General features: G+C 70.8%; 15 protein-coding genes. 5 read left to right on the top strand and 10 right to left on the bottom strand.

Annotated features, from left to right (window positions below; genetic code table 11):
- Window positions 1-122 precede the first annotated feature (122 nt).
- Genes Tbon_RS13705 through Tbon_RS02695 form a run of 3 tightly spaced genes read left to right on the top strand, consistent with a single transcriptional unit; the run spans window position 123 to window position 3874 of the window.
- Complete coding sequence (locus tag Tbon_RS13705) at window positions 123-1052, top strand: cation diffusion facilitator family transporter (RefSeq protein ID WP_192498086.1); 930 nt, start codon at window positions 123-125, stop codon at window positions 1050-1052.
- Window positions 1049-2722 carry an ABC transporter substrate-binding protein gene (locus tag Tbon_RS02700; RefSeq protein ID WP_158066178.1) on the top strand — a complete coding sequence of 558 codons (1674 nt, stop codon included), beginning with the start codon at window positions 1049-1051 and terminating at the stop codon, window positions 2720-2722. The genes Tbon_RS13705 and Tbon_RS02700 overlap by 4 nt, the downstream gene beginning before the upstream one ends.
- Before the next feature lie 51 nt (window positions 2723-2773).
- The gene (locus tag Tbon_RS02695) at window positions 2774-3874 is read left to right on the top strand and encodes a calcium/sodium antiporter (RefSeq protein WP_158066177.1); all 1101 of its coding nucleotides are present in this window, start codon (window positions 2774-2776) and stop codon (window positions 3872-3874) included.
- Between the two features lie 40 nt (window positions 3875-3914).
- On the opposite strand, the gene Tbon_RS02690 is transcribed toward Tbon_RS02695, so the two are convergent.
- From Tbon_RS02690 to Tbon_RS02645, 10 genes are all read right to left on the bottom strand, one after another.
- Window positions 3915-4340, bottom strand: a complete 426-nt coding sequence (locus Tbon_RS02690; protein ID WP_158066176.1) for a hypothetical protein — start codon at window positions 4338-4340, stop codon at window positions 3915-3917.
- A 74-nt stretch (window positions 4341-4414) separates the two neighbouring features.
- The gene (gene pckA / locus Tbon_RS02685; protein ID WP_158066175.1) at window positions 4415-6001 is read right to left on the bottom strand and encodes a phosphoenolpyruvate carboxykinase (ATP); all 1587 of its coding nucleotides are present in this window, start codon (window positions 5999-6001) and stop codon (window positions 4415-4417) included.
- Window positions 6002-6125: 124 nt separating this feature from the next.
- A complete protein-coding gene (locus Tbon_RS02680; RefSeq protein ID WP_158066174.1) occupies window positions 6126-6968 on the bottom strand; it encodes an HDOD domain-containing protein in 843 nt (280 codons plus the stop codon).
- Between the two features lie 122 nt (window positions 6969-7090).
- On the bottom strand, window positions 7091-8638 hold the full coding sequence (locus Tbon_RS02675; RefSeq protein ID WP_158066173.1) for an acyl-CoA carboxylase subunit beta: 1548 nt from the start codon (window positions 8636-8638) through the stop codon (window positions 7091-7093).
- Window positions 8639-8736: 98 nt separating this feature from the next.
- On the bottom strand, window positions 8737-10164 hold the full coding sequence (locus tag Tbon_RS02670; RefSeq protein ID WP_158066172.1) for a DUF512 domain-containing protein: 1428 nt from the start codon (window positions 10162-10164) through the stop codon (window positions 8737-8739).
- A gap of 39 nt (window positions 10165-10203) precedes the next feature.
- On the bottom strand, window positions 10204-11136 hold the full coding sequence (gene ispH / locus Tbon_RS02665; RefSeq protein ID WP_158066171.1) for a 4-hydroxy-3-methylbut-2-enyl diphosphate reductase: 933 nt from the start codon (window positions 11134-11136) through the stop codon (window positions 10204-10206).
- Window positions 11111-11830 (bottom strand): lysophospholipid acyltransferase family protein, encoded by a 720-nt coding sequence (locus Tbon_RS02660; RefSeq protein WP_158066170.1) that lies wholly within the window; start codon window positions 11828-11830, stop codon window positions 11111-11113. The genes ispH and Tbon_RS02660 overlap by 26 nt, the downstream gene beginning before the upstream one ends.
- On the bottom strand, window positions 11821-12495 hold the full coding sequence (gene cmk / locus Tbon_RS02655) for a (d)CMP kinase (RefSeq protein ID WP_158066169.1): 675 nt from the start codon (window positions 12493-12495) through the stop codon (window positions 11821-11823). Before cmk ends, Tbon_RS02660 begins: the two co-directional genes overlap by 10 nt.
- Window positions 12492-13301 (bottom strand): pseudouridine synthase, encoded by an 810-nt coding sequence (locus Tbon_RS02650; protein WP_225734685.1) that lies wholly within the window; start codon window positions 13299-13301, stop codon window positions 12492-12494. Before Tbon_RS02650 ends, cmk begins: the two co-directional genes overlap by 4 nt.
- A gap of 53 nt (window positions 13302-13354) precedes the next feature.
- Window positions 13355-14140 (bottom strand): SDR family NAD(P)-dependent oxidoreductase, encoded by a 786-nt coding sequence (locus Tbon_RS02645; protein ID WP_158068227.1) that lies wholly within the window; start codon window positions 14138-14140, stop codon window positions 13355-13357.
- Window positions 14141-14343: 203 nt separating this feature from the next.
- Here Tbon_RS02645 and Tbon_RS02640 point away from each other — a divergent pair, with 203 nt between their 5' ends.
- Together Tbon_RS02640 and Tbon_RS02635 are read left to right on the top strand one after the other, a co-directional pair.
- The gene (locus tag Tbon_RS02640; RefSeq protein WP_158066168.1) at window positions 14344-16464 is read left to right on the top strand and encodes a lamin tail domain-containing protein; all 2121 of its coding nucleotides are present in this window, start codon (window positions 14344-14346) and stop codon (window positions 16462-16464) included.
- Window positions 16465-16514: 50 nt separating this feature from the next.
- Window positions 16515-17732 (top strand): CaiB/BaiF CoA transferase family protein, encoded by a 1218-nt coding sequence (locus Tbon_RS02635; protein WP_158066167.1) that lies wholly within the window; start codon window positions 16515-16517, stop codon window positions 17730-17732.
- Window positions 17733-17818: the final 86 nt, after the last annotated feature.

Raw genomic sequence — 17818 nt, 5'->3', positions numbered from 1 at the left:
GTGCCAATCCCTCGGCGGCAGCTGCCGCCTGCACTTCCACTCTACCGCCCGGTCTGCTGCCCGGCCACGGCGCAGCTCCCGTCCCGCCCAATCCCGCCCCGGCCCGGTGCTACCATGGAGCCGTGGCAGCCGCGCACACCCGCCGCCGGGCGCTCCTGCTCGGGCTCTCGCTCACCCTCCTCTTCGCCGCCGCGCAGGCCGTGGTCGGCTTCGCCTTCGGCTCCATCGCTCTCGTCTCCGATGCCGGCCACATGCTCACCGATGCACTCGGGCTCGGCCTCGCCTTCGCCGCCGCGACCATCGCCGCGCGCCCGCCCGATGCCCGCCGCACCTTCGGCTATGCCCGCGCCGAGGTCCTCGCCGTCCCCCTCCACGTCGCGCTCCTCGCCGGGATCGCCGCGTTTATCATCTACGAGTCCCTTGGCCGGCTCGACGGCGCCCACCACATCCGCACCGGTCCGGTCCTCGCCACTGCAGTTGCCGGCCTCGCCGTCAACCTCCTTGTTCTCCGCATCCTCCATGGCCACAGCCACGACAACCTGAACGTCCGCGGCGCCGCCCTCGAAGCGATGGCCGACGCCCTCGGCTCGGTCCTCGTCATCCTCTCCGCCGCAGCCATTGCCCTCGGCGCCACCCCCGCGCTCGACCCCATCGCGGCCCTCCTGATCGCAGCGCTCATCCTTCCCCGCGCGATCGGCCTCCTCCGGCAGGCCGCCGCCATCCTCCTCGAGAGTGCACCGCCCGGCCTCGACCCCCGCGCTATCGCCGAAGCCGCGCGCGATGTCCGCGGTGTGCTCGACCTCCACGACGTCCACGTCTGGAGCATCGCCCCGTCCTTCCCCGCCCTCAGCGCGCACGTCGAACTCGCCGATGCCGGCTGCACCGAGCACGTCCTCACCGACCTCGCCGCCCTCCTGCGCGAACGATTCGGCATCGTCCACGTCACCCTCCAGCCCGAAACGCCGGCGCTTCACCTCGCCATGGAGTGCTGCTCCGCCCCCGACGCGGCCCTCTTCGACCCCGGCCACTCCCACGAACTCGCCCGCCGATGACCCGGCTATCCCGCCGCGCGCTCCTCATCGGCGCCGGCTCACTCGCCGGGGCCGGAACTGTTGTCGGCGTGGTCGCTGCGTCGCGCCGGCGCCGCCCCGGAGCCTTGCCGCTAGGCCCATCGGCCGCGCCGCCTGTTCCCGGTGCACCAGCCGCCACGCCGACCCCTACGCCGCTTCCCCGCGGCGGCCGCCTCGCCATCGCTGCCGCTGCAGGCTTCGACTTTGATACCTTCGACGCCGCCCGCTCCGGCGAACCCTCCGTCGTCGAGTTGCTCGGGCGGGTGCACGCCCGGCTCATCCAGTGGGCCGACCCTGCCGCTGCGGTCCTCGGCCCCGACCTCGCCGCCGCGTGGGAACAGCCCGACCCCCTGACCCTCGTCCTCCGCCTCGACCCCCGCGCCCGCTGGCACGACGTCCCGCCCCTCGCCGGCGCCCCTGTCACGGCCGCCGAGGTGCAGGCCCACCTCGCCCGGGTCGTGGCGATCGCCCGCGCGGGCGATGCCCCCCGGTCGCAGCGCTCCGCTGCCCTGCTCGACATCGCCCGCGTCGAAACCCCCGGCCTCGCCGCCGTCCGGCTCGTCCTCGACCGCCCGTCGCCGCTCCTCCTCCCCGCCCTGGCCGGCGAATTCGCCCTCGTCCAGCCGCCGGCCGTCCTCGAAGGCCCGTCGGCCCCCTCCGACCCCCTCGACCCGGCCCTCCTCGCCGGCTGCGGCCCGTGGGTCTTCTCCGGCTTCGATGGCCCCGCGGCCCGCTTCCGGGCCCACGCCTCCGGCCACCGTTCGCCGCTCCTAGATGCAATGGCCGTCAGCCCGCCCGTCGACACCCTCGCCCGCTACCGCGCCGGCGAACTCGACGAATTCCCCGCCATCGACCCGCGCGACGCGGAGGCGGCCCGCGCCCTGCCCGGCATTGTGGAGCTTCCCCGCTTCCACCGCGAACTCGTCCTCTCCACCTTCGCGGCCTCCGGTCCGCCCTGGTCCGACCCGCGCCTCGTCGAAGCGATCTCCGGCGCGCTCAATCGCACCTGCCTGGCCGACGCGCTCTTCGCGGGGCGCGCCCGCCCTTCCGGCCCGCTCCCGCCGGTCTCCCGCGCGGCGCTCGAACCCCCGGTCCTCGCGCCCTTCCCCGGCTATGCCGCCGACGCGGCCGACGATGCCCGGGCCGCCCGCCAGCGCTGGGAGGCAGCCGGTGGGCCGTCGCTGGGCCCCGTCACGGTCGACATTCCCTCCATCTTCGACCCCCGCTACGCCGCCAGCGCCGTCGTCATCGCCCGCCTGAACGACGTGCTCGGGCCGCAGTTCCGCCCCGGCGTCGAAACCTACACCACCATCGCTCGCCGCGTTCAGGAGGGCGCCTACGGCAACGGCCGCGCCGCCTTCTGGTTCGGCTGGGGCACGCCGCTCCCCTCCCCCGACCCGCGCGAACTCCTCCTCGACCTCTACGGCCACGCCCTGGCTCCCGCCGAGCGCTCGAACCTCCTGGCAGCCGACCCCGCCGACTCCGCCGCCTTCGCCGGGCTCCAGCGCGCCATCCTCCGTGACGGCTTCCGCGGTGTCGTCCCGTGGCTCCAGCAGGTCGGGGAGACCTTCCGCCGACCCGGCACGTTCGGCCCGCCGCCATCGCCGTTCTGGGATGGCTACCGCGACGTTCAGCGGTATCGGCTGTCCTGACCCTTGCCCGCCGTTCCCCGCCGCCCCCCGCCCGGCGATACTGGGGAATGCATGGACCCCCTTTCCCTCGCCCTGTTCGTCGCCGGCATCGCCATGCTCATCGTCGGCGCTGAAGGACTGGTGCGCGGCGCCGGCCACCTCGCCATCGCGATGGGCGTCTCGCCGCTCGTCGTCGGCCTCACCGTCGTCGCCTTCGGCACAAGCTCGCCCGAGCTCGCGGTCAGCATCTCCTCCTCCCTGGGCGGCAAGCCCGACCTCGCGATCGGCAACGTCGTCGGGAGCAACATCTTCAACATCCTCGTCATCCTCGGAGTCTCCGCCCTCGCTGCGCCCCTCATCGTTCACCAGCAGCTCGTCCGCTTCGAGGTCCCGCTCATGATCGCCGTTTCGTTCCTTGTGCTGATGTTTGCCCTCGATGGCAGCATCCAGCGCTACGAAGGCGCCCTCCTCTTCGCCGGCGTCGTGGCCTACACCTGGTGGGCAGTCCGCAAAAGCCGCAGCGAATCCCGTGAGGTCGAGGACGAATACGAGGCCGAGATCGGCCGCCGCCCGGTGACCCCGCGCACCGTCACGCTCGACATCATCCTCGTCGCCGCCGGCCTCGGGCTGCTCGTCCTCGGCTCCGAATGGTTCACTGCCGGCGCCATCGACATCGCCGAAGCCCTCGGCGTGAGCGAACTGGTCATCGGACTCACGATCGTCGCGGCCGGCACCTCCATGCCCGAGCTCGCCACCTCGGTCGTTGCCGCCATCCGTGGAGAACGTGATATCGCCGTCGGCAACGCCGTCGGCAGCAACCTTTTCAACCTGATGGCCGTGCTGGGTGCTGCGGCAGCCGTCTCGCCCGGAGGCATCCCCGTCGCCGATTCAGCTGCCCGCTTCGACCTCCCCGTCATGACCGCCGTCGCGGTCGCCGCCCTCCCCATCTTCTTCACGGGCTACGTGATCACCCGCGCCAACGGCGCCCTCTTCCTCGGCCTCTACGCCGCCTACGCCCTCTACCTCTTCCTCGACGCCAGCGGCCACGACGCGCTCGATGCCTACAGCATGGTGATGCTGGGCGTCATTCTCCCCGTCATCGCCGCCGTCACCCTCGCCCTCGCCCTCCGCTACTACCTCCGCGAACGCCGACGCCAAAACGCCGGGGCCTGAACCCCGGCGCCTGCCTGCGGATCCGCCGCGCCCGGCATCCCTACGGAACTTCGACGACCTCGAGCCCCCACACGGGCCGGAACCGCCACGTCCGGATGCCCGCCACCGAAATCTTGTGCTTCTTCAGCAGCTTCTTCGTCTCCGGCACCATGCCGACCGGCACGTACAGGTAGAGCGGCCCAATCTTCGACATCGGCAGCCAGTCCTGCACCGCCGACTCATCGTTCACCGTGTCCGGCATCTCCACTTCCGCCATCATCCGCAGGAAGAGGCCCGGTTTGTGCACCACCACGATGTCCGGCACCAGCTCCCGGCCGTTCGCTTCGCCCACCGAAAGCCGCGGCTTCGGCACATTCACAATCGTCTCGTAATCCGGGAACTCCTCGTTCGGATACGGGAACTTGACCTTCGCAATCTCCGCCACCGTCCCCTGGTGGCGCAGCCGGCTGAGCTCCTTGACGGTCACGCGATACCGACCTCCGCTGTGGCGCTGCCTCGATTCTACGGAGGCTCCCTCCCTCGGTCGAACCGCCCCGTCGCTCACGGCCCGGCCGCCGCAACCTCCGGCCGCACCAGCGGGCGGAACTGCTCGAAGTTCGCCGCAAACCGCTCCGCCAGCCCCCGGTAGACCCGGTCGTACTCCTCCGGGTCGCCCCAGGCCGCCCGCGGGTCCAGCAGCCGCATATCCACGCCCGGCACCCGCAGCGGCACCTCGAACCCGAACACCGGGTCCTTCCGGCACTCTGCGCCCGCCAGCAGGTCGTTCAGCACGGCCCGCACCATCTTCCGCGTCTCCTGGATCGCAATCCGCTTGCCGACCCCGTACTTCCCGCCGGTCCAGCCTGTATTGATCAGCCACGTCTGTGCCCCGGTCATCCGCAGCCGCTGCTCCAGCAGCTCAGCGTAGACCGTCGGGTTCAGCGCCATGAACGGCGCGCCGTAGCACGGGCTGAACGTCACCTCGGGGTCCTTGAGGCCCACCTCCGTCCCGGCCAGCTTGCACGTATACCCCGAGAGAAAGTGGTAGAGCGCCTGCTCCGGCGTCAGCCGCGCCACCGGCGGCAGCACCCCGAACGCATCGGCCGTCAGCAGGATGACGTGCGACGGGTGCGGCGCCACCGGCTCCAGGTACACATGCTTCAGCGATTCCAGCGGGTAGCTGCCCCGCGTGTTCTCCGTGATGCTGTCATCGTTCAGGTCGACTTCGCGCGTCTCCTCGTCGAAGATTACGTTCTCCAGGATCGTCCCGAACTCGTGCGTCTGCTCGAAAATGTCCGGCTCCGCCTCCTTCGAAAGCCGGATTGTCTTCGCGTAGCACCCGCCCTCGATGTTGAAAATCCCCCGCTCCGTCCAGGCGTGCTCGTCGTCCCCGACCAGCAGCCGCTCAGGGTCCGTGCTCAGCGTCGTCTTCCCCGTGCCCGAAAGCCCGAAAAACAGCGCCGATTTCCCCGTCCGAGGGTCCACGTTCGCCGCCGAGTGCAGCGAGAGGATGCCCTCGAGCGGCAGGTAGTAGTTCATCGCCGTAAAGACAGCCTTCTTCATCTCGCCCGCATAGGCCGTCCCTGCGATCAGGATGATCCCTTCCGTCAGGTTCAGCGCGACTACCGCGTCGCTCCGCACCCCGTCGGCCTCCCCGGCCAGGTGGAGGAACGGGCAGTGGATGATCGTAATGTCCGCCTTCTCGTCGAACGGCCGCTTCTCCGAAGGGATGAACATCGTTCGTGCGAACAGCGAGTGGTACGCCTGCTCCGTAATCACGCGCACCGTCTTCCGGTGTGCCGGGTCCTGCGAGACCACCGTGTCCTGCACGAAGATCTCCCGCCCCCTCAGGTACTGCATCGCCTTCGCCAGCAGCCGCTCAAACGTCTCCACCGGCAGAGGCTGGTTGTGCTTCCCCCACCACACGTGCTCCGAAATCTCCGGCGTCTTCACAACGAACTTGTCCTGCGGGCTCCGCCCCGTCCGCTCGCCGCTGAACACCGCAAACGACCCGCCCTGGAGCAGCTTCCCCTCGCGCCGCCGCACCGCGTATTCGTACAGCACCGGGACCGAAAGGTTGTGATGGACCTCGACAGCGTTCCCGATGATCGCGCTGCCTGCGTTGCTGGGTGCCGGGGATATTGCCATGGCTGCTGCTCTGCTCGTCCGAGGAATGAGAGCTCCAGCCTACTCGAACGCTTCGGGAATGTGAATAGCTCGCTGGCGAGCTATAGCCAACGCTGATGTATTTCCCGGCGAGCCTTGATGCCGGCTATGCCGCCCGAACGCCCACAGGCTGGCCCGTTACCAGCTCCATCAGCGCGTCGACCTGCTTCATCAGCTGCGCAAACTCAGGCGCCGGCACCCGCACCGTCCCCGGCTCCGGCGGCAGCACGTATCCCGGAAGCAGCCCGTTCTCAACGACGTACCGGTCGGCCATCGCCACGCACCCCGCAAGCGTCTGGTTCGTCTCCAGCGGCTCGTGGTGCCGCCCGATCGCCTCGCAGATCGCCTCCGGCAGCTTCCACTTCCGTGCCAGCAGCTCGCCCGCCGCCGCATGGTCGAAGCCCAGCTCCGCCTCCACCTCCTCGAGCGTCCGCCCCTCCGCCATCGCCCGCGCGACCGCCTGGTCGACCAGCGCCGGGTCACGGTAGAACAGCGCGAGGCGGCCCATGTTGTGCACAATCCCCGCCGTGAACGCGCTCGGCACATCCACCCGCCGCCCCTGCCCTGCCAGCTCCGCGGCCTTGAACGCCACCGCGATCGAATGCCGCCAGAACGTCTCGATCCGGAAGAGCGCGTTCAGCGCGTCCGGCGCATACGACCCCGCGATCGCCCCGCTAATCGCCAGGTTCCGCGCCTGCACGAACCCCAGCGTCACCAGCGCCTGCTGGACCGAGGTCACCTCCCGCATCCGCCGGTACGCCGCCGAGTTCACCACCCGCAGGATCCGGCTGCTGAGGCCCGGGTCCGCCGAAACCACCAGCGCCAGGTCCGAGGCCGACGCCTTCGGGTCCTGCGCGACCTGCATCACCCGCAGCGCTACCGCCGGCAGCGGCGGCAGCGCCTCGATCGCCGCGACCACATCCACGCCCGCCTGGCGAGCCTCCGGCATGGCGCACCTCCTCCTGCAACGCACCAGTTCTCGCCACAGTGTCGTGCGCCCGCCCCGCCGCCGGCATCGGGGAGTTCCCCGCTTCTTGCGGTGGAGCTTCCCGAAGCGCCCCGCTCCGCCGCCTACAGCGGGATGTTCCCGTGCTTCTTCGGCGGGTTCCGGTCCGCCTTATTCTGGAGCATCTCCAGCGCCCGGATGATCTTCGGCCGCGTCTGCCGCGGGTCGATTACGTCGTCAATGAACCCCCGTCCCGCCGGGATATACGGGTTCGCGAACTTCTGCCGGTACTCCTCGATCAGCTCCTTCCGCCGGGCCTCGGGGTCCGGGGCGTTCGCAATCTCGTCCCGGTACACCACGTTCGCCGCCCCGTCAGGCCCCATCACCGCAATCTCGCCCGTCGGCCATGCAAAGTTCATGTCGCCCCGCAGGTGCTTCGACGACATCACGAGGTACGCACCTCCGTACGCCTTCCGCAGCACCACCGCCACCTTCGGCACCGTCGCCTCGCTGTACGCATAGAGCAGCTTGGCGCCGTGCGTGATGATGCCGTTGTACTCCTGCGATGTCCCCGGCAGGTAGCCCGGCACGTCCACCAGCGTCACCAGCGGAATGTTGAAGCAGTCGCAGAAGCGGACGAAGCGCGCCGCCTTCCGGCTTGCGTTGATGTCCAGTGAACCCGCGAGGTGCATCGGCTGGTTCGCCACAAACCCCACGCTCCGCCCGCCCATCCGGCCGAATCCGACCACGATGTTCGGCGCAAACGCCTCGTGCACCTCCATGAAGTCGCCGTCGTCGACGATCCGATCGATCACCTCCCGCACGTCGTACGGCCGGTTCGGCTCCGCCGGCACAATCGTCAGCAGGTCCTCCTCGGTCCGGTTCACGTCATCGTTCGTCGGCACAAACGGCGGGTCCTCCGCATTGTTCGACGGGAGGAACGACAGCAGTCGCCGCACCTCCGCCAGCGTCGCCTCCTCGCCCGCGATGGCGAAATGCGCCACCCCGCTCCGCGATGCGTGAACGTCCGCGCCGCCCAGCGTCTCCTGTGTCACCTCTTCGCCTGTCACCGACTTCACCACGTCCGGGCCCGTGATGAACATGTAGCTCGAGCCCTCGGCCATAAAGACGAAGTCCGTGATCGCCGGGCTGTACACGGCGCCGCCCGCGCACGGCCCCATAATCACGCTGATCTGCGGAACCACCCCGCTCGCGAGCGTGTTCATCGCAAAGATTTCGCCGAAGCCGCGCAGGCTCTCCGGGCCGTCCTGGATGCGCGCCCCGCCCGAGTCCTGGATCCCGATGATCGGTGCCCCCGTCATCATCGCCAGGTCCATCACCTTCAAAATCTTCTCGGCGACCGCCTCGCTCAGCGAACCGCCCGCGACCGTGAAGTCGTACGAAAACACGTACACCGGCCGCCCGTCGACCTTCCCCCATCCAGTCACGACCGCCTCGACGTTGCCGCCCGCCAGCGAACCCCGCGGCCGCATGAGCATGTCCAGCTCTTCGAACGTCCCCGGGTCCAGCAGCAGGTCGATCCGCTCCCGCGCCGTCAGCTTCCCGCGCGCGTGCTGCGCCTCGATCCGCTTCGGGCCGCCGCCCAGCGCGGCAGCTTCCTTCAGGGCGATCAACTGCTGGAGCTTCTGCTCAGCGGTCAACTGTTCGGTCATCCTGGCCTCGGCTCGTAGGGGAATTCGGCCCGCTCTCCGCGGCAGCACGGCCGCGGGCCTGCACGGCGAAGATACCATCCGCCGCCCTCCCGGGCGATTCACGAATCTGCTGCCGCCCCTGCCGGCGCCGGCTCGGCCCAGAATCGCCCGTTGGTCCGCGCATTCCGCCCCGGCCGCCGCGGCCCCTCCGCCAGGATCCGCACCACCTCCGACCACGCACTCGCGAACCCCAGCGGCGCACCCAGCCCCGCTTCCGCCTCCTCAACGGTCATCGAGTCGAGGAACTTCTCCCCGAAATAGTCCAGGCTCGACCGCGGCAGGATGTAGCAGTCGGGCGGCCGCTCGCCCCGCACCTGCTCCACATAATCCTGGCCGCACACCAGCCCGCTCACGTTCACCCGCTCGCCGAACACCCGGTTCGTCACCCCCCGGACCTCCACCTCCGCCCCGGTCAGCGCGGAGAACTCCCGCGCAATCGCCGCCAGCGTCGGTGCCATCAGCCGCGCCGTACCCACCACCGCCCGCCGGCCTGCCACGCCCGGGGGCACGCCCCGCACCTGCAATCGCCGGCGCGTCCGCGCCCAGTCGTCCAGCATCCGCCGCACCATCCCGATCCCGTTCTCGTACTGCGGGAAGCCGTCATACGCCCGCGCCGTTGGCACCGGCAGCCCCGCTGTCATGTAGTACTCGTCGCTGCACTGCACAATCGTCGCGCCGAACCGCCGCCGGAACTCGCGCTGGAACGGCCGGATGAGCCCGATCACCTCCCGGGCGTACGCGGGGGTCGGCCGCTCCAGCGGAATCCCGTCCCGCTCCAGCGCCCACTCCTCCAGCCGCGGGCTCGCACCCACCGGCACCACGCTGATCGTCAGCACCGTCGGGTACAGCGCTCCCAGCTCCGCAATCGACCGCCGAAGGTGCTCCCCATCGTTCACACCCGGGCAGAGCACAATCTGCGTGTGCGCCTGGATGCCCAGCTCCCCGAGCCGCCGCAGCTGCCCGAGGATGTCCGGGGCATCGGGGTTCGCCAGCATCCGCCGCCGCAGCTCCAGGTCGGTCGCGTGCACGGACACGTTGAGCGGGCTGAGCCGCTGCTCCTCCAGCCGCGCCCAGTCGTCCTCGGTCAGGTTCGTCAGCGTCACGAAATTGCCGTGCAGGAACGAAAGCCGGTAGTCGTCGTCCTTCACGTACAGCGTCTTCCGCATTCCCCTGGGCAGCCCCTTGAGGAAGCAGAAGAAGCAGTTGTTGTTGCAGAGGATCACCTCATCCCACGTCGCCCGCTCGAACTCCCACCCGATGTCCTCGTCGATCGCTTTCTCGAACACGATGAGGTCGTCGAGCCCGTTCGCCTTCCGGACCAGCACCTCTACCTCGGGCTCGGCGGCGTAGAACTGCACATCCACGACGTCGCGCGGCACCCGCCCGTTCACCCGCACCACAGCATCGCCCGGTTCCAGCCCGGCAAGCGCCGCCAGCGAACCGGGCCGTACCCCGCTGATTACCCCCGGTGCCGGCGTATTCCTCACGGTTCGATTATGGCACGGGAGCCCGCCCGGGCATCCCCGTTACCGCGCGCCGACCAGCTCCCGGATGCGCGCCTCCACAGCGTCCACCGAGAAGTCCGGCGTCGAAGCCCCGGCCGTCAGCCCGATCCGCTCTGCGCCGGCGAACCACGCGGCCTCCAGCTCCTCCGGCCCCTCGATATGGTAGGCGCGCGTCCCCTGCTCCTCAGCCACCTCCCGTAGATGCCGCGTGTTCGCGCTCTTCTTGCCGCCCACCACGACCATCACGTCCACCTGCCTCGCCAGCGCCGCCGCGGCCTCCTGCTGGCCCGTCGTCGCGTGGCAGAGCGTATTCACCACATGCAGCTCGAAGTTGTGGTCCCGCCGCAGCAGCATCAGGTTCGCCACAAACTTCGCGAAGTCTTCCATCTTATGCGTGGTCTGGGCCATCACGCCGATCTTGTTCGGGAACCCGCCCGGGAACTCCTCCACCAGCCGGCGCAGGCTCTCGTAGTCCGCCTGCGGCACCACCGTCGCCCGCGGCTCGCCGTCCTGCCCGAAGGTCCACCCGAGGATGCCGCGCACCTCCTTATGCCCCGGGTCGCCGAAAATCAGCACGTGCCAGCCCTCGCGGGCGAACTTCTGCCCGTACCGCTGCGCCCGCGTCACGATCGGGCAGGTCGTGTCGATAATCTCCAGCCCGCTCGCCTCCAGCTCGCGCACCACCCGCTCGCCCACGCCGTGCGCGGTAATCGCGACCCGGCCGGACTTCACCCGCTCGGCCGTCGCCTTCCCAATATCCCCATCCACGTCGTCCGGGCCCGGCAGCTGCACCACCCCGCTTCGCTCCAGCGCCCGCACGACGTGCGGGTTGTGGACGATCTCCCCCACGCTGAACACCGGCCGCTCCGGCGTCGCTTCGCTCTCCATGATCTGCACGGCGCGCCGGACGCCCATGCAGAACCCCATGTCACTCGCGCGGATGATCTGGACCATCGGTCTCCCCGGGCGCGGTGCCCTCACTGCCAGTATAGGGACCGGCGTACTGGGGCGGTAAGAGCGCCCGGATCGCCTCGTAAATCCGCGCCGTGAGGGCGCTCACCTGCTCCTCTGTGGGCCGCTTCACCGCCTCCACCCGGATCGGCTCGCCGATCGTCACCGTAAACCGCGGCCGCCGCAGCAGCACCAGCGGGTTGCGCAGCTTCTCCGTGCCCGTCACCGCGCACGGCAGGACCGGCGCACCCGTCCGCAGCGCGATCAGCGCCGTCCCCGGGTGCGGCTTGCCGAGGTACCCCGTCCGCGAGCGCGTTCCTTCCGGGAACATCCCGAGGACGCCGCCCTGCCGCAGGATCCGCTCAGCCGTCAGCATCGCCCCGAGGTCGGCCTCGAACCGCCGCACCGGGAAGGCGCCCCACAGCCGCGGGATCACCCCGAACGGGTACCTGAACAGCTCCACCTTCGCCATCCACCGGATCCGCCGCTTCGCAACCCCGGCGCCCACAATCGGCGGGTCGGCGTTGTTCAGGTGGTTCGACACCACAATCAGCCCGCCTTCCATCGGCACGTGCTCCCGGCCCCGCACCTCCCACCGCACCACCAGCCAGAGCGCGCCCCGCAGCAGATAGGTGCACGCCCAGTAGAACGGCGGGACAAACGTCTCCCAGCGCAGCCTCGGCAGCCTCAGTTGCATCCCAGCAGCTCCAGCGCGAACCGGATGACCTCCTCCAGCGTGAGGTCCGTGGTGTCAATCACAACGGCATCCTCGGCAGGACGCAGCGGGCTCGCCGCCCGCGAACTGTCCAGCCGGTCCCGCTGCTCGATGTCCCGGCGGGCCTCCGCCGCTTCCTGCGCCATGCCCCACTCGTGCGCCTGCCGGCTCCGGCGCGCCGCCCGCGCCTCCGGCGACGCCTCGAGGAACAGCTTCACCGGCGCATCCGGCAGCACAACCGTCCCGATGTCCCGCCCCGCGAGGATTGCCGGCCCCTGCGCCGCGATCGCCCGCTGCGCCGCCACCATCGCCGCCCGGACCGAGGGCAGCGCGCTGTAGGCGCTGACGTGGTGCTCTACCTCCGGCTCCCGCAGCCGCCCCGTCACATCCCGCCCCCCCAGCAGGATCCGCGTCTCCTCCCCCGCCACGGCGCGGATGTCGAGCGACCGCGCGAACGCGCCCGCAGCCGCGTCCTCCGGCGGTACGCCCGCCTCGAGGGCCGCCAGCGTCACGGCCCGGTACATCAGCCCCGTGTCGAGGAACAGGTACCCGAACCGCCGCGCCAGCGCCATGCCGAGCGAACTCTTCCCCGAGGCAGCCGGCCCATCGATGGCAATCGGCCACGGGATGCATCCTTCCTGCTTCATCGCCGCGATGGTAGACGACCGCTCCGTTCCGGCCCATCCGCCGCCCGCTCGCCGGCCGCCTGTGCCGCCCGTCCCGCACGGTAGAGCGCCGCCACCTCGTCTGCCGTCAGCTCCCGGAACGCCCCGCTCCCGAGGTCGCCCAGCCGCAGCGGCCCCACCCGCAGCCGCCGCAGGACCACTACCTTTCGCCCCAGCGCGGCGAGCATCCGCCGGATCTCCCGGTTCTTTCCCTGGCGCAGCGTCACCAGCAGCCACGCACCGGCCCCGGCATCGGGCTCCGCATCGGCGGGGGGTTCCGCCGGCCGGACCGAAGCCGCGCGCAGCCGCTCGCCGTCGACCCTGATGCCCCGCACCATCCGCTCGATGTCCTTCGCCGGCACTGGCGCATCTACCCCAACGAGGTACTCCTTCTCCACCCCGTAGCGCGGGTGCGTGAGCAGGTCCGTCAGGTGCCCGTCGTTCGTCACGATGACCAGACCCTCGCTTTCCCGGTCGAGCCGGCCGACCGGGTGGAGCTGCACGTCGCCGATCGGCACCAGGTCGAGCACCGTCTCCCGGCCCTGCTCGTCGCGCGCCGTCGTCACGAAGCCCCGCGGCTTGTTCAGCATGAAGTACCGGTACCGGTCCCGGCGCACCGGCTCCCCATCCACCAGCACCTCGTCGACGTCGAGGTCAGCCCGCGCGCCGAGCGTCGTCACCACCTGCCCGTTCACCTGCACCCGCCCCGCGAGGATCAGCTCCTCGGCCTTGCGCCGTGACGCCACGCCCGCGTTCGAGAGAATCTTCTGGAGCCGTTCCTGCACCATGGCTCCACTCCACACTGCTTTCGGGCGCGGCGCAAGCGGACGCGGGCCGTCGGTCACCGCGCGATGAGCGGCGCAGCGCCGAGGTGCGCCCCGGCGTCCACAATCAGCAGCTCGCCCGTCACGAGGTCCGCCCCCTCGATGAACCAGACCGCTGCCTGCGCCATCTCCTCCGGCGTCCCCGCCCGGCGCAGCGGCGTCGTCCGCTCCTGCTGCGCCAGCGCCGCTTCGTACGCCGCATCGCCGAGTCCGCTCCGCAGCCACCGCCCCTGGATGAACCCCGGGCAGATCGCGTTCACCCGGATCTCCGGCCCCAGCGCCCGAGCCAGCGAAAGCGTCATCGTGTTCAGCGCCCCTTTCGAGGCCGCATACGCAATCGAACTCCCAATCCCCATCACGCCCGCAATCGACGAAACGTTCACGATGGCGCCCCGCCCCTGAGCCTTCATCTGCGGCGCCACCGCCCGGGTCATCTGGTACGCCCCAATCACGTTCACCGCGTAGATCCGCTGGAAATCCTCCGCCGTCAGCCCCTCAAGGTCGGTGTGGTTGACGAACTTCGTCGTCCCGGCGTTGTTGATCAGCCCGTCAATGCGCCCCCAGCGGTCGATCGCTGCCTGCGCCATCCGACGGCAGTCGGCATCGTTGGCGACATCCGCCTGGACGAGCAGCGTCTCGACCCCCAGCGCCTCGCAGGCCGCCTGCGTCTCCCGCGCGTCCGCCTCCGACTTCGTGTAGTTGATGACCACGTTGCAGCCCTTGCTCGCCAGCAGCTTCGCACACGCCGCCCCGACCCCTGTGGCCGACCCCGTGACGATCACCACGCCTCCGCGGATATCCATCGCCAGTCCTCCTGCCAGGATGGTCTTGGCGCGCTCGCGCACCCGGCCGCCGAAGTCTACCGGCGCCAGCTGCCTCCGGGGAAGCCGCCCGGCACCCCGGTCCCCGCCACGCGCCCGCACGCCGCTCCCCGGCACCGGCTTGTCGCCGTTCCCGCCGTTCCCCTACAGTTCCCCCACCTCTTCTCGTGGCGGGAGGAACCCGGATGCCGCGGAGCGGACGAACCATCCTTCTCCCGCTGGCGTGCCTCGCAATCGTCACCGCCTCCCTGCTGCCTGCCGGCCCTGGCGCCCGGCGCGCCGCAGCCGAAGGCAACCTCCTCGAAAACCCCGCCTTCCAGCCGCCGGTCGATGACGCCTGGACCCTGAACGGCCTCGAACCGGACGGCGACGCCTTCCGTCTCACCCTCGACCGGGCCACCGTCTCCCAGGTAGCTCCTGCCGCACCCGGCAACCGCTACGACGCCTCGGTTCGAATCTCCGGCCAAACCGGCGTTACCGCGCGGCTCCGCCTCGAATTCTGGAAAACTGAGGGCCCGATCCCCGCGGCGACCGTTTCCTCCCCCGAATACCAGCTCAGCGCGAACCTCCGCCTCGATGTCATGACGCCGTCCGCGCCCCCCGGCACGCTCTTCGCGATGTTCGTTATCGAACTGCGCGGCCAGGCCGGCGCAACCGTCGGCCTTGTCGAAGCCAGCCTTGTCGAGTCAGCCGGCAACCCGACGCCGACCCCGACCCCCACCCCCACGCCCGCCGCCACCGCAACCCCCACCCCCGCGGCTGATGGCGATGCCGGCGCCGGCGATGACGGCCCCGGCGGCGCCCCCGGCGCTCCGACCCCGACCCGGACGCCAACGCCGACGAAAACCCCGACCCCCACCAAAACTCCCACGCCGCCCCGCGTGAGCACGCCCCGGCCGACGCCGACCATGCCCCCAACCGCTACCCCGACCCTGCCGCCCGGCTCCGCCTCCGGCGGCCTCCTCCGCAACGGCGACTTCGAAGTGGTCCAGTCCGGCAGGCCGGCCTACTGGTCCAAAGTCGGCGGCGAGCTCCGCGCCTCCTCCGACGCCTACGAAGGCCGCTACGCCGGCTGCCTCGATTCCGATACGTCCTCAACCAAGTGGCTCTACCAGGCCGTCCCCGTCGCTGGCGGCGCCTGGTACGAGGCCGTCGCCTGGGCCGCGGCCAGCGGCGGCGACGCGTTCCTCCGCGTGACCTGGTACACCTCCGCCGACGGCTCCGGAACCGGCGGCGACCAGGCCGACAGCGACCCGGCCTCCGGCGGCTGGACCCGCCTCGCCACCGGCCCGCTCCAGGCGCCTCCCGACGCCCGCTCCGCCCGCGTCCGGCTCATGCTCCGTCCCGGCAGCGCCGCCGCCACCGCCTGCTTCGACGACGCCTGGTTCGGCGAGGTCGCCGAACCCCCGCCGACGCCGACGCCCACGCCGCGCGCCACCACCGCTCCGACGACGGCGGCCTCCGGCGCGGCCTCGACCCCGAAACCCTCTCCGACCCCGCGGTCCTCGAGCCGGGGCCAGTCCCCGCCCGCGCCGCCCGTCCAGGCCCAGGCCGCCGGTCCGTCGTCTGGCTCGCTGCGCATCACGGAGTTCATGAGCGACCCGCCCGAAACCGGCCGCGACGCCCCCTACGAATGGGTCGAGCTGTTCAACCCCGGCCCCGGCGACGTCGACCTCGCCGGCTGGGTCATCGCCGACGCCGCATCCTCCGACACCCTGCCCTCCCTCGTCATCCCTGCCGGCGGCTACGCCGTCGTCGCCGGCGCCGCCGCAAAGTTCGACCCGGCGGTCCCCGTCGTGCGTGTGCCCGACGGCGAAATCGGCAACGGCCTCGGCAATACCGGCGACGTCCTCCGCCTCCGCGACCCCGCCGGCCGGGTCGTCGACGAACTCTCCTTCGGCGCCCGCCCCGATGTCTTCGACCCCGCGCCGCCCGCCCCGGAAGCCGGCGAGACCCTCGGTCTCCGCGACCCCCTCGCCGAGCCCGACCCCGGCCTCTGGGCGGTCACCTCGCGGCCGACTCCCGGCGAGCCGAACCTCTTCCCGGCCCGGCAGTCCGGGGCGGTCGCCGGCGCGGCGTCGGCCGGCCCTGCCGCCAGCCCGGGCGCCCGCCCCGCCGGCACACTCCGGGTCGAAGAGGGCAGCGGCGGCGGCTCCGTTGTTCCCTGGATGGTGCTCGGCGGCCTCGCAGGCATCTCGGTCGGCATGATCGGCGCAGCCCTCGCCCGCCCCATCCGTCGCTTCCTCGAGCGCCGGCGGAAATCGCCGCCCCCGTCGGGTTCCGGCGGCCCGCCCGCGGCCAGCTGAACGTCCCGCCGCCTGCTACACTCCCCGCCATCCCCACCGGGAGGCCCCAGATGGCAGCGCTCGACGGCATGAAGGTCCTCGACCTCACCCAGTACGAAGCCGGGACAACCTGCACCCAGTACCTCGCCTGGCTCGGCGCCGATGTCGTCAAGGTGGAGCGCCCCGGCGTCGGCGACCCCGGCCGCAACGTTGCCGGAAAAGGCCGCGACTCCTACTACTTCCTCTCCTTCAACAACAACAAGAAGAGCGTCGCCATCGCCCTCGATACCCCCGAAGGCCGCGACCTCTTCCTTCGCCTCGTGCCGAAGTTCGATGTCGTCGTCGAAAACTTCACCCTCGGCACCATGGAGAAGCTCGGCCTCGGCTACGACGTCCTCAGCGCGCTCAACCCCGGCATCATTTACGCCACCATTAAAGGCTTCGGGACCTCCGGTCCCTGCGCCGGCTACAAGTGCTTCGACATGATCGCCCAGGCCGCCGGCGGTGCCTTCAGCGTGACCGGCGACCCCGACGGCCCGCCCATGCGCCCCGGCGCCACCTTCGGCGATACCGGCTCCGGCGTCCACGCTGCCCTCGGCATCCTCGCCGCCTACGTCCAGCGCCAGCGCACCGGCCGCGGCCAGGTCGTCGAAATCGCCATGCAGGAAATCATCGCGAACTTCATGCGCGAGCCCATGTCCCAGCGCGAGTGGCGCTCCAGCCCCATCCAGCGCCGCGGCAACCGCACCGTCGTCCCCACCGACCTCTACCCCTGCGCCCCCGGCGGCCCCAACGACTACATCTACATCATGGTCGTCACCACCCGCATGTGGGACGCCCTTATCGCCGCCATCGACATGCCCGAGCTCGGCATGGACCCCCGCTTCGCCACCGTCCGCGACCGCCACGCCAACGGCGACGCCCTCTGGGAGATCATCGCCGGCTGGACCCGCAAGCGCACCAAGTTCGAAGCCATGCACCACCTCGCCGCCGCCGGCGTCCCCTGCAGCGCCGTCTACGACACTGAAGACCTGCTCAATGACCCCCACCTCCGCGCCCGCAACATGATCCGCACGATCGAACACCCGACCGTCGGCGAATTCCAGCTCCTCGCGCCGCCGATCCACCTGAGCGATTCCGAGGTCGAACTCCAGCGCGCTCCGCTCCTCGGCGAACACACCCGCGAAACCCTCGCCGCCGAACTCGGCCTCGCCGACGCCGAGCTCGAAGACCTCGCCGCCCGCGGCGTCGTCGGCCTGGGCACCGTGCCGACCACTCTGCCAGGCTGACCGGAACTTCGCACAATATCCGGGAATTCCCTGATAGGGACCCGCTGCGCGTGCCCGATGCTCATCGCAGAGGGGGTTGCCCGGGG

The sequence above is a fragment of the Tepidiforma bonchosmolovskayae genome (assembly GCF_008838325.1).
GTDB classification, from domain to species: domain Bacteria; phylum Chloroflexota; class Dehalococcoidia; order Tepidiformales; family Tepidiformaceae; genus Tepidiforma; species Tepidiforma bonchosmolovskayae.
The sequence above is the reverse complement of the archived record's forward strand: the minus strand, read 5'-3'. Positions and strand labels throughout refer to the sequence as shown.

Bases quoted from the DNA above. Each gene is read 5' to 3' on its own strand.
- Tbon_RS02680 (WP_158066174.1), bottom strand. From the start codon at position 6,968: ATGCCGGAGGCTCGCCAGGCGGGCGTGGATGTGGTCGCGGCGATCGAG.
- Tbon_RS02700 (WP_158066178.1), top strand. From the start codon at position 1,049: ATGACCCGGCTATCCCGCCGCGCGCTCCTCATCGGCGCCGGCTCACTC.
- Tbon_RS02675 (WP_158066173.1), bottom strand. From the start codon at position 8,638: ATGACCGAACAGTTGACCGCTGAGCAGAAGCTCCAGCAGTTGATCGCC.
- ispH (WP_158066171.1), bottom strand. From the start codon at position 11,136: ATGGTCCAGATCATCCGCGCGAGTGACATGGGGTTCTGCATGGGCGTC.
- Tbon_RS02695 (WP_158066177.1), top strand. From the start codon at position 2,774: ATGGACCCCCTTTCCCTCGCCCTGTTCGTCGCCGGCATCGCCATGCTC.
- Tbon_RS02640 (WP_158066168.1), top strand. From the start codon at position 14,344: ATGCCGCGGAGCGGACGAACCATCCTTCTCCCGCTGGCGTGCCTCGCA.
- Tbon_RS02650 (WP_225734685.1), bottom strand. From the start codon at position 13,301: ATGGTGCAGGAACGGCTCCAGAAGATTCTCTCGAACGCGGGCGTGGCG.
- Tbon_RS02645 (WP_158068227.1), bottom strand. From the start codon at position 14,140: ATGGATATCCGCGGAGGCGTGGTGATCGTCACGGGGTCGGCCACAGGG.
- Tbon_RS02660 (WP_158066170.1), bottom strand. From the start codon at position 11,830: ATGCAACTGAGGCTGCCGAGGCTGCGCTGGGAGACGTTTGTCCCGCCG.
- Tbon_RS02635 (WP_158066167.1), top strand. From the start codon at position 16,515: ATGGCAGCGCTCGACGGCATGAAGGTCCTCGACCTCACCCAGTACGAA.
- pckA (WP_158066175.1), bottom strand. From the start codon at position 6,001: ATGGCAATATCCCCGGCACCCAGCAACGCAGGCAGCGCGATCATCGGG.
- cmk (WP_158066169.1), bottom strand. From the start codon at position 12,495: ATGAAGCAGGAAGGATGCATCCCGTGGCCGATTGCCATCGATGGGCCG.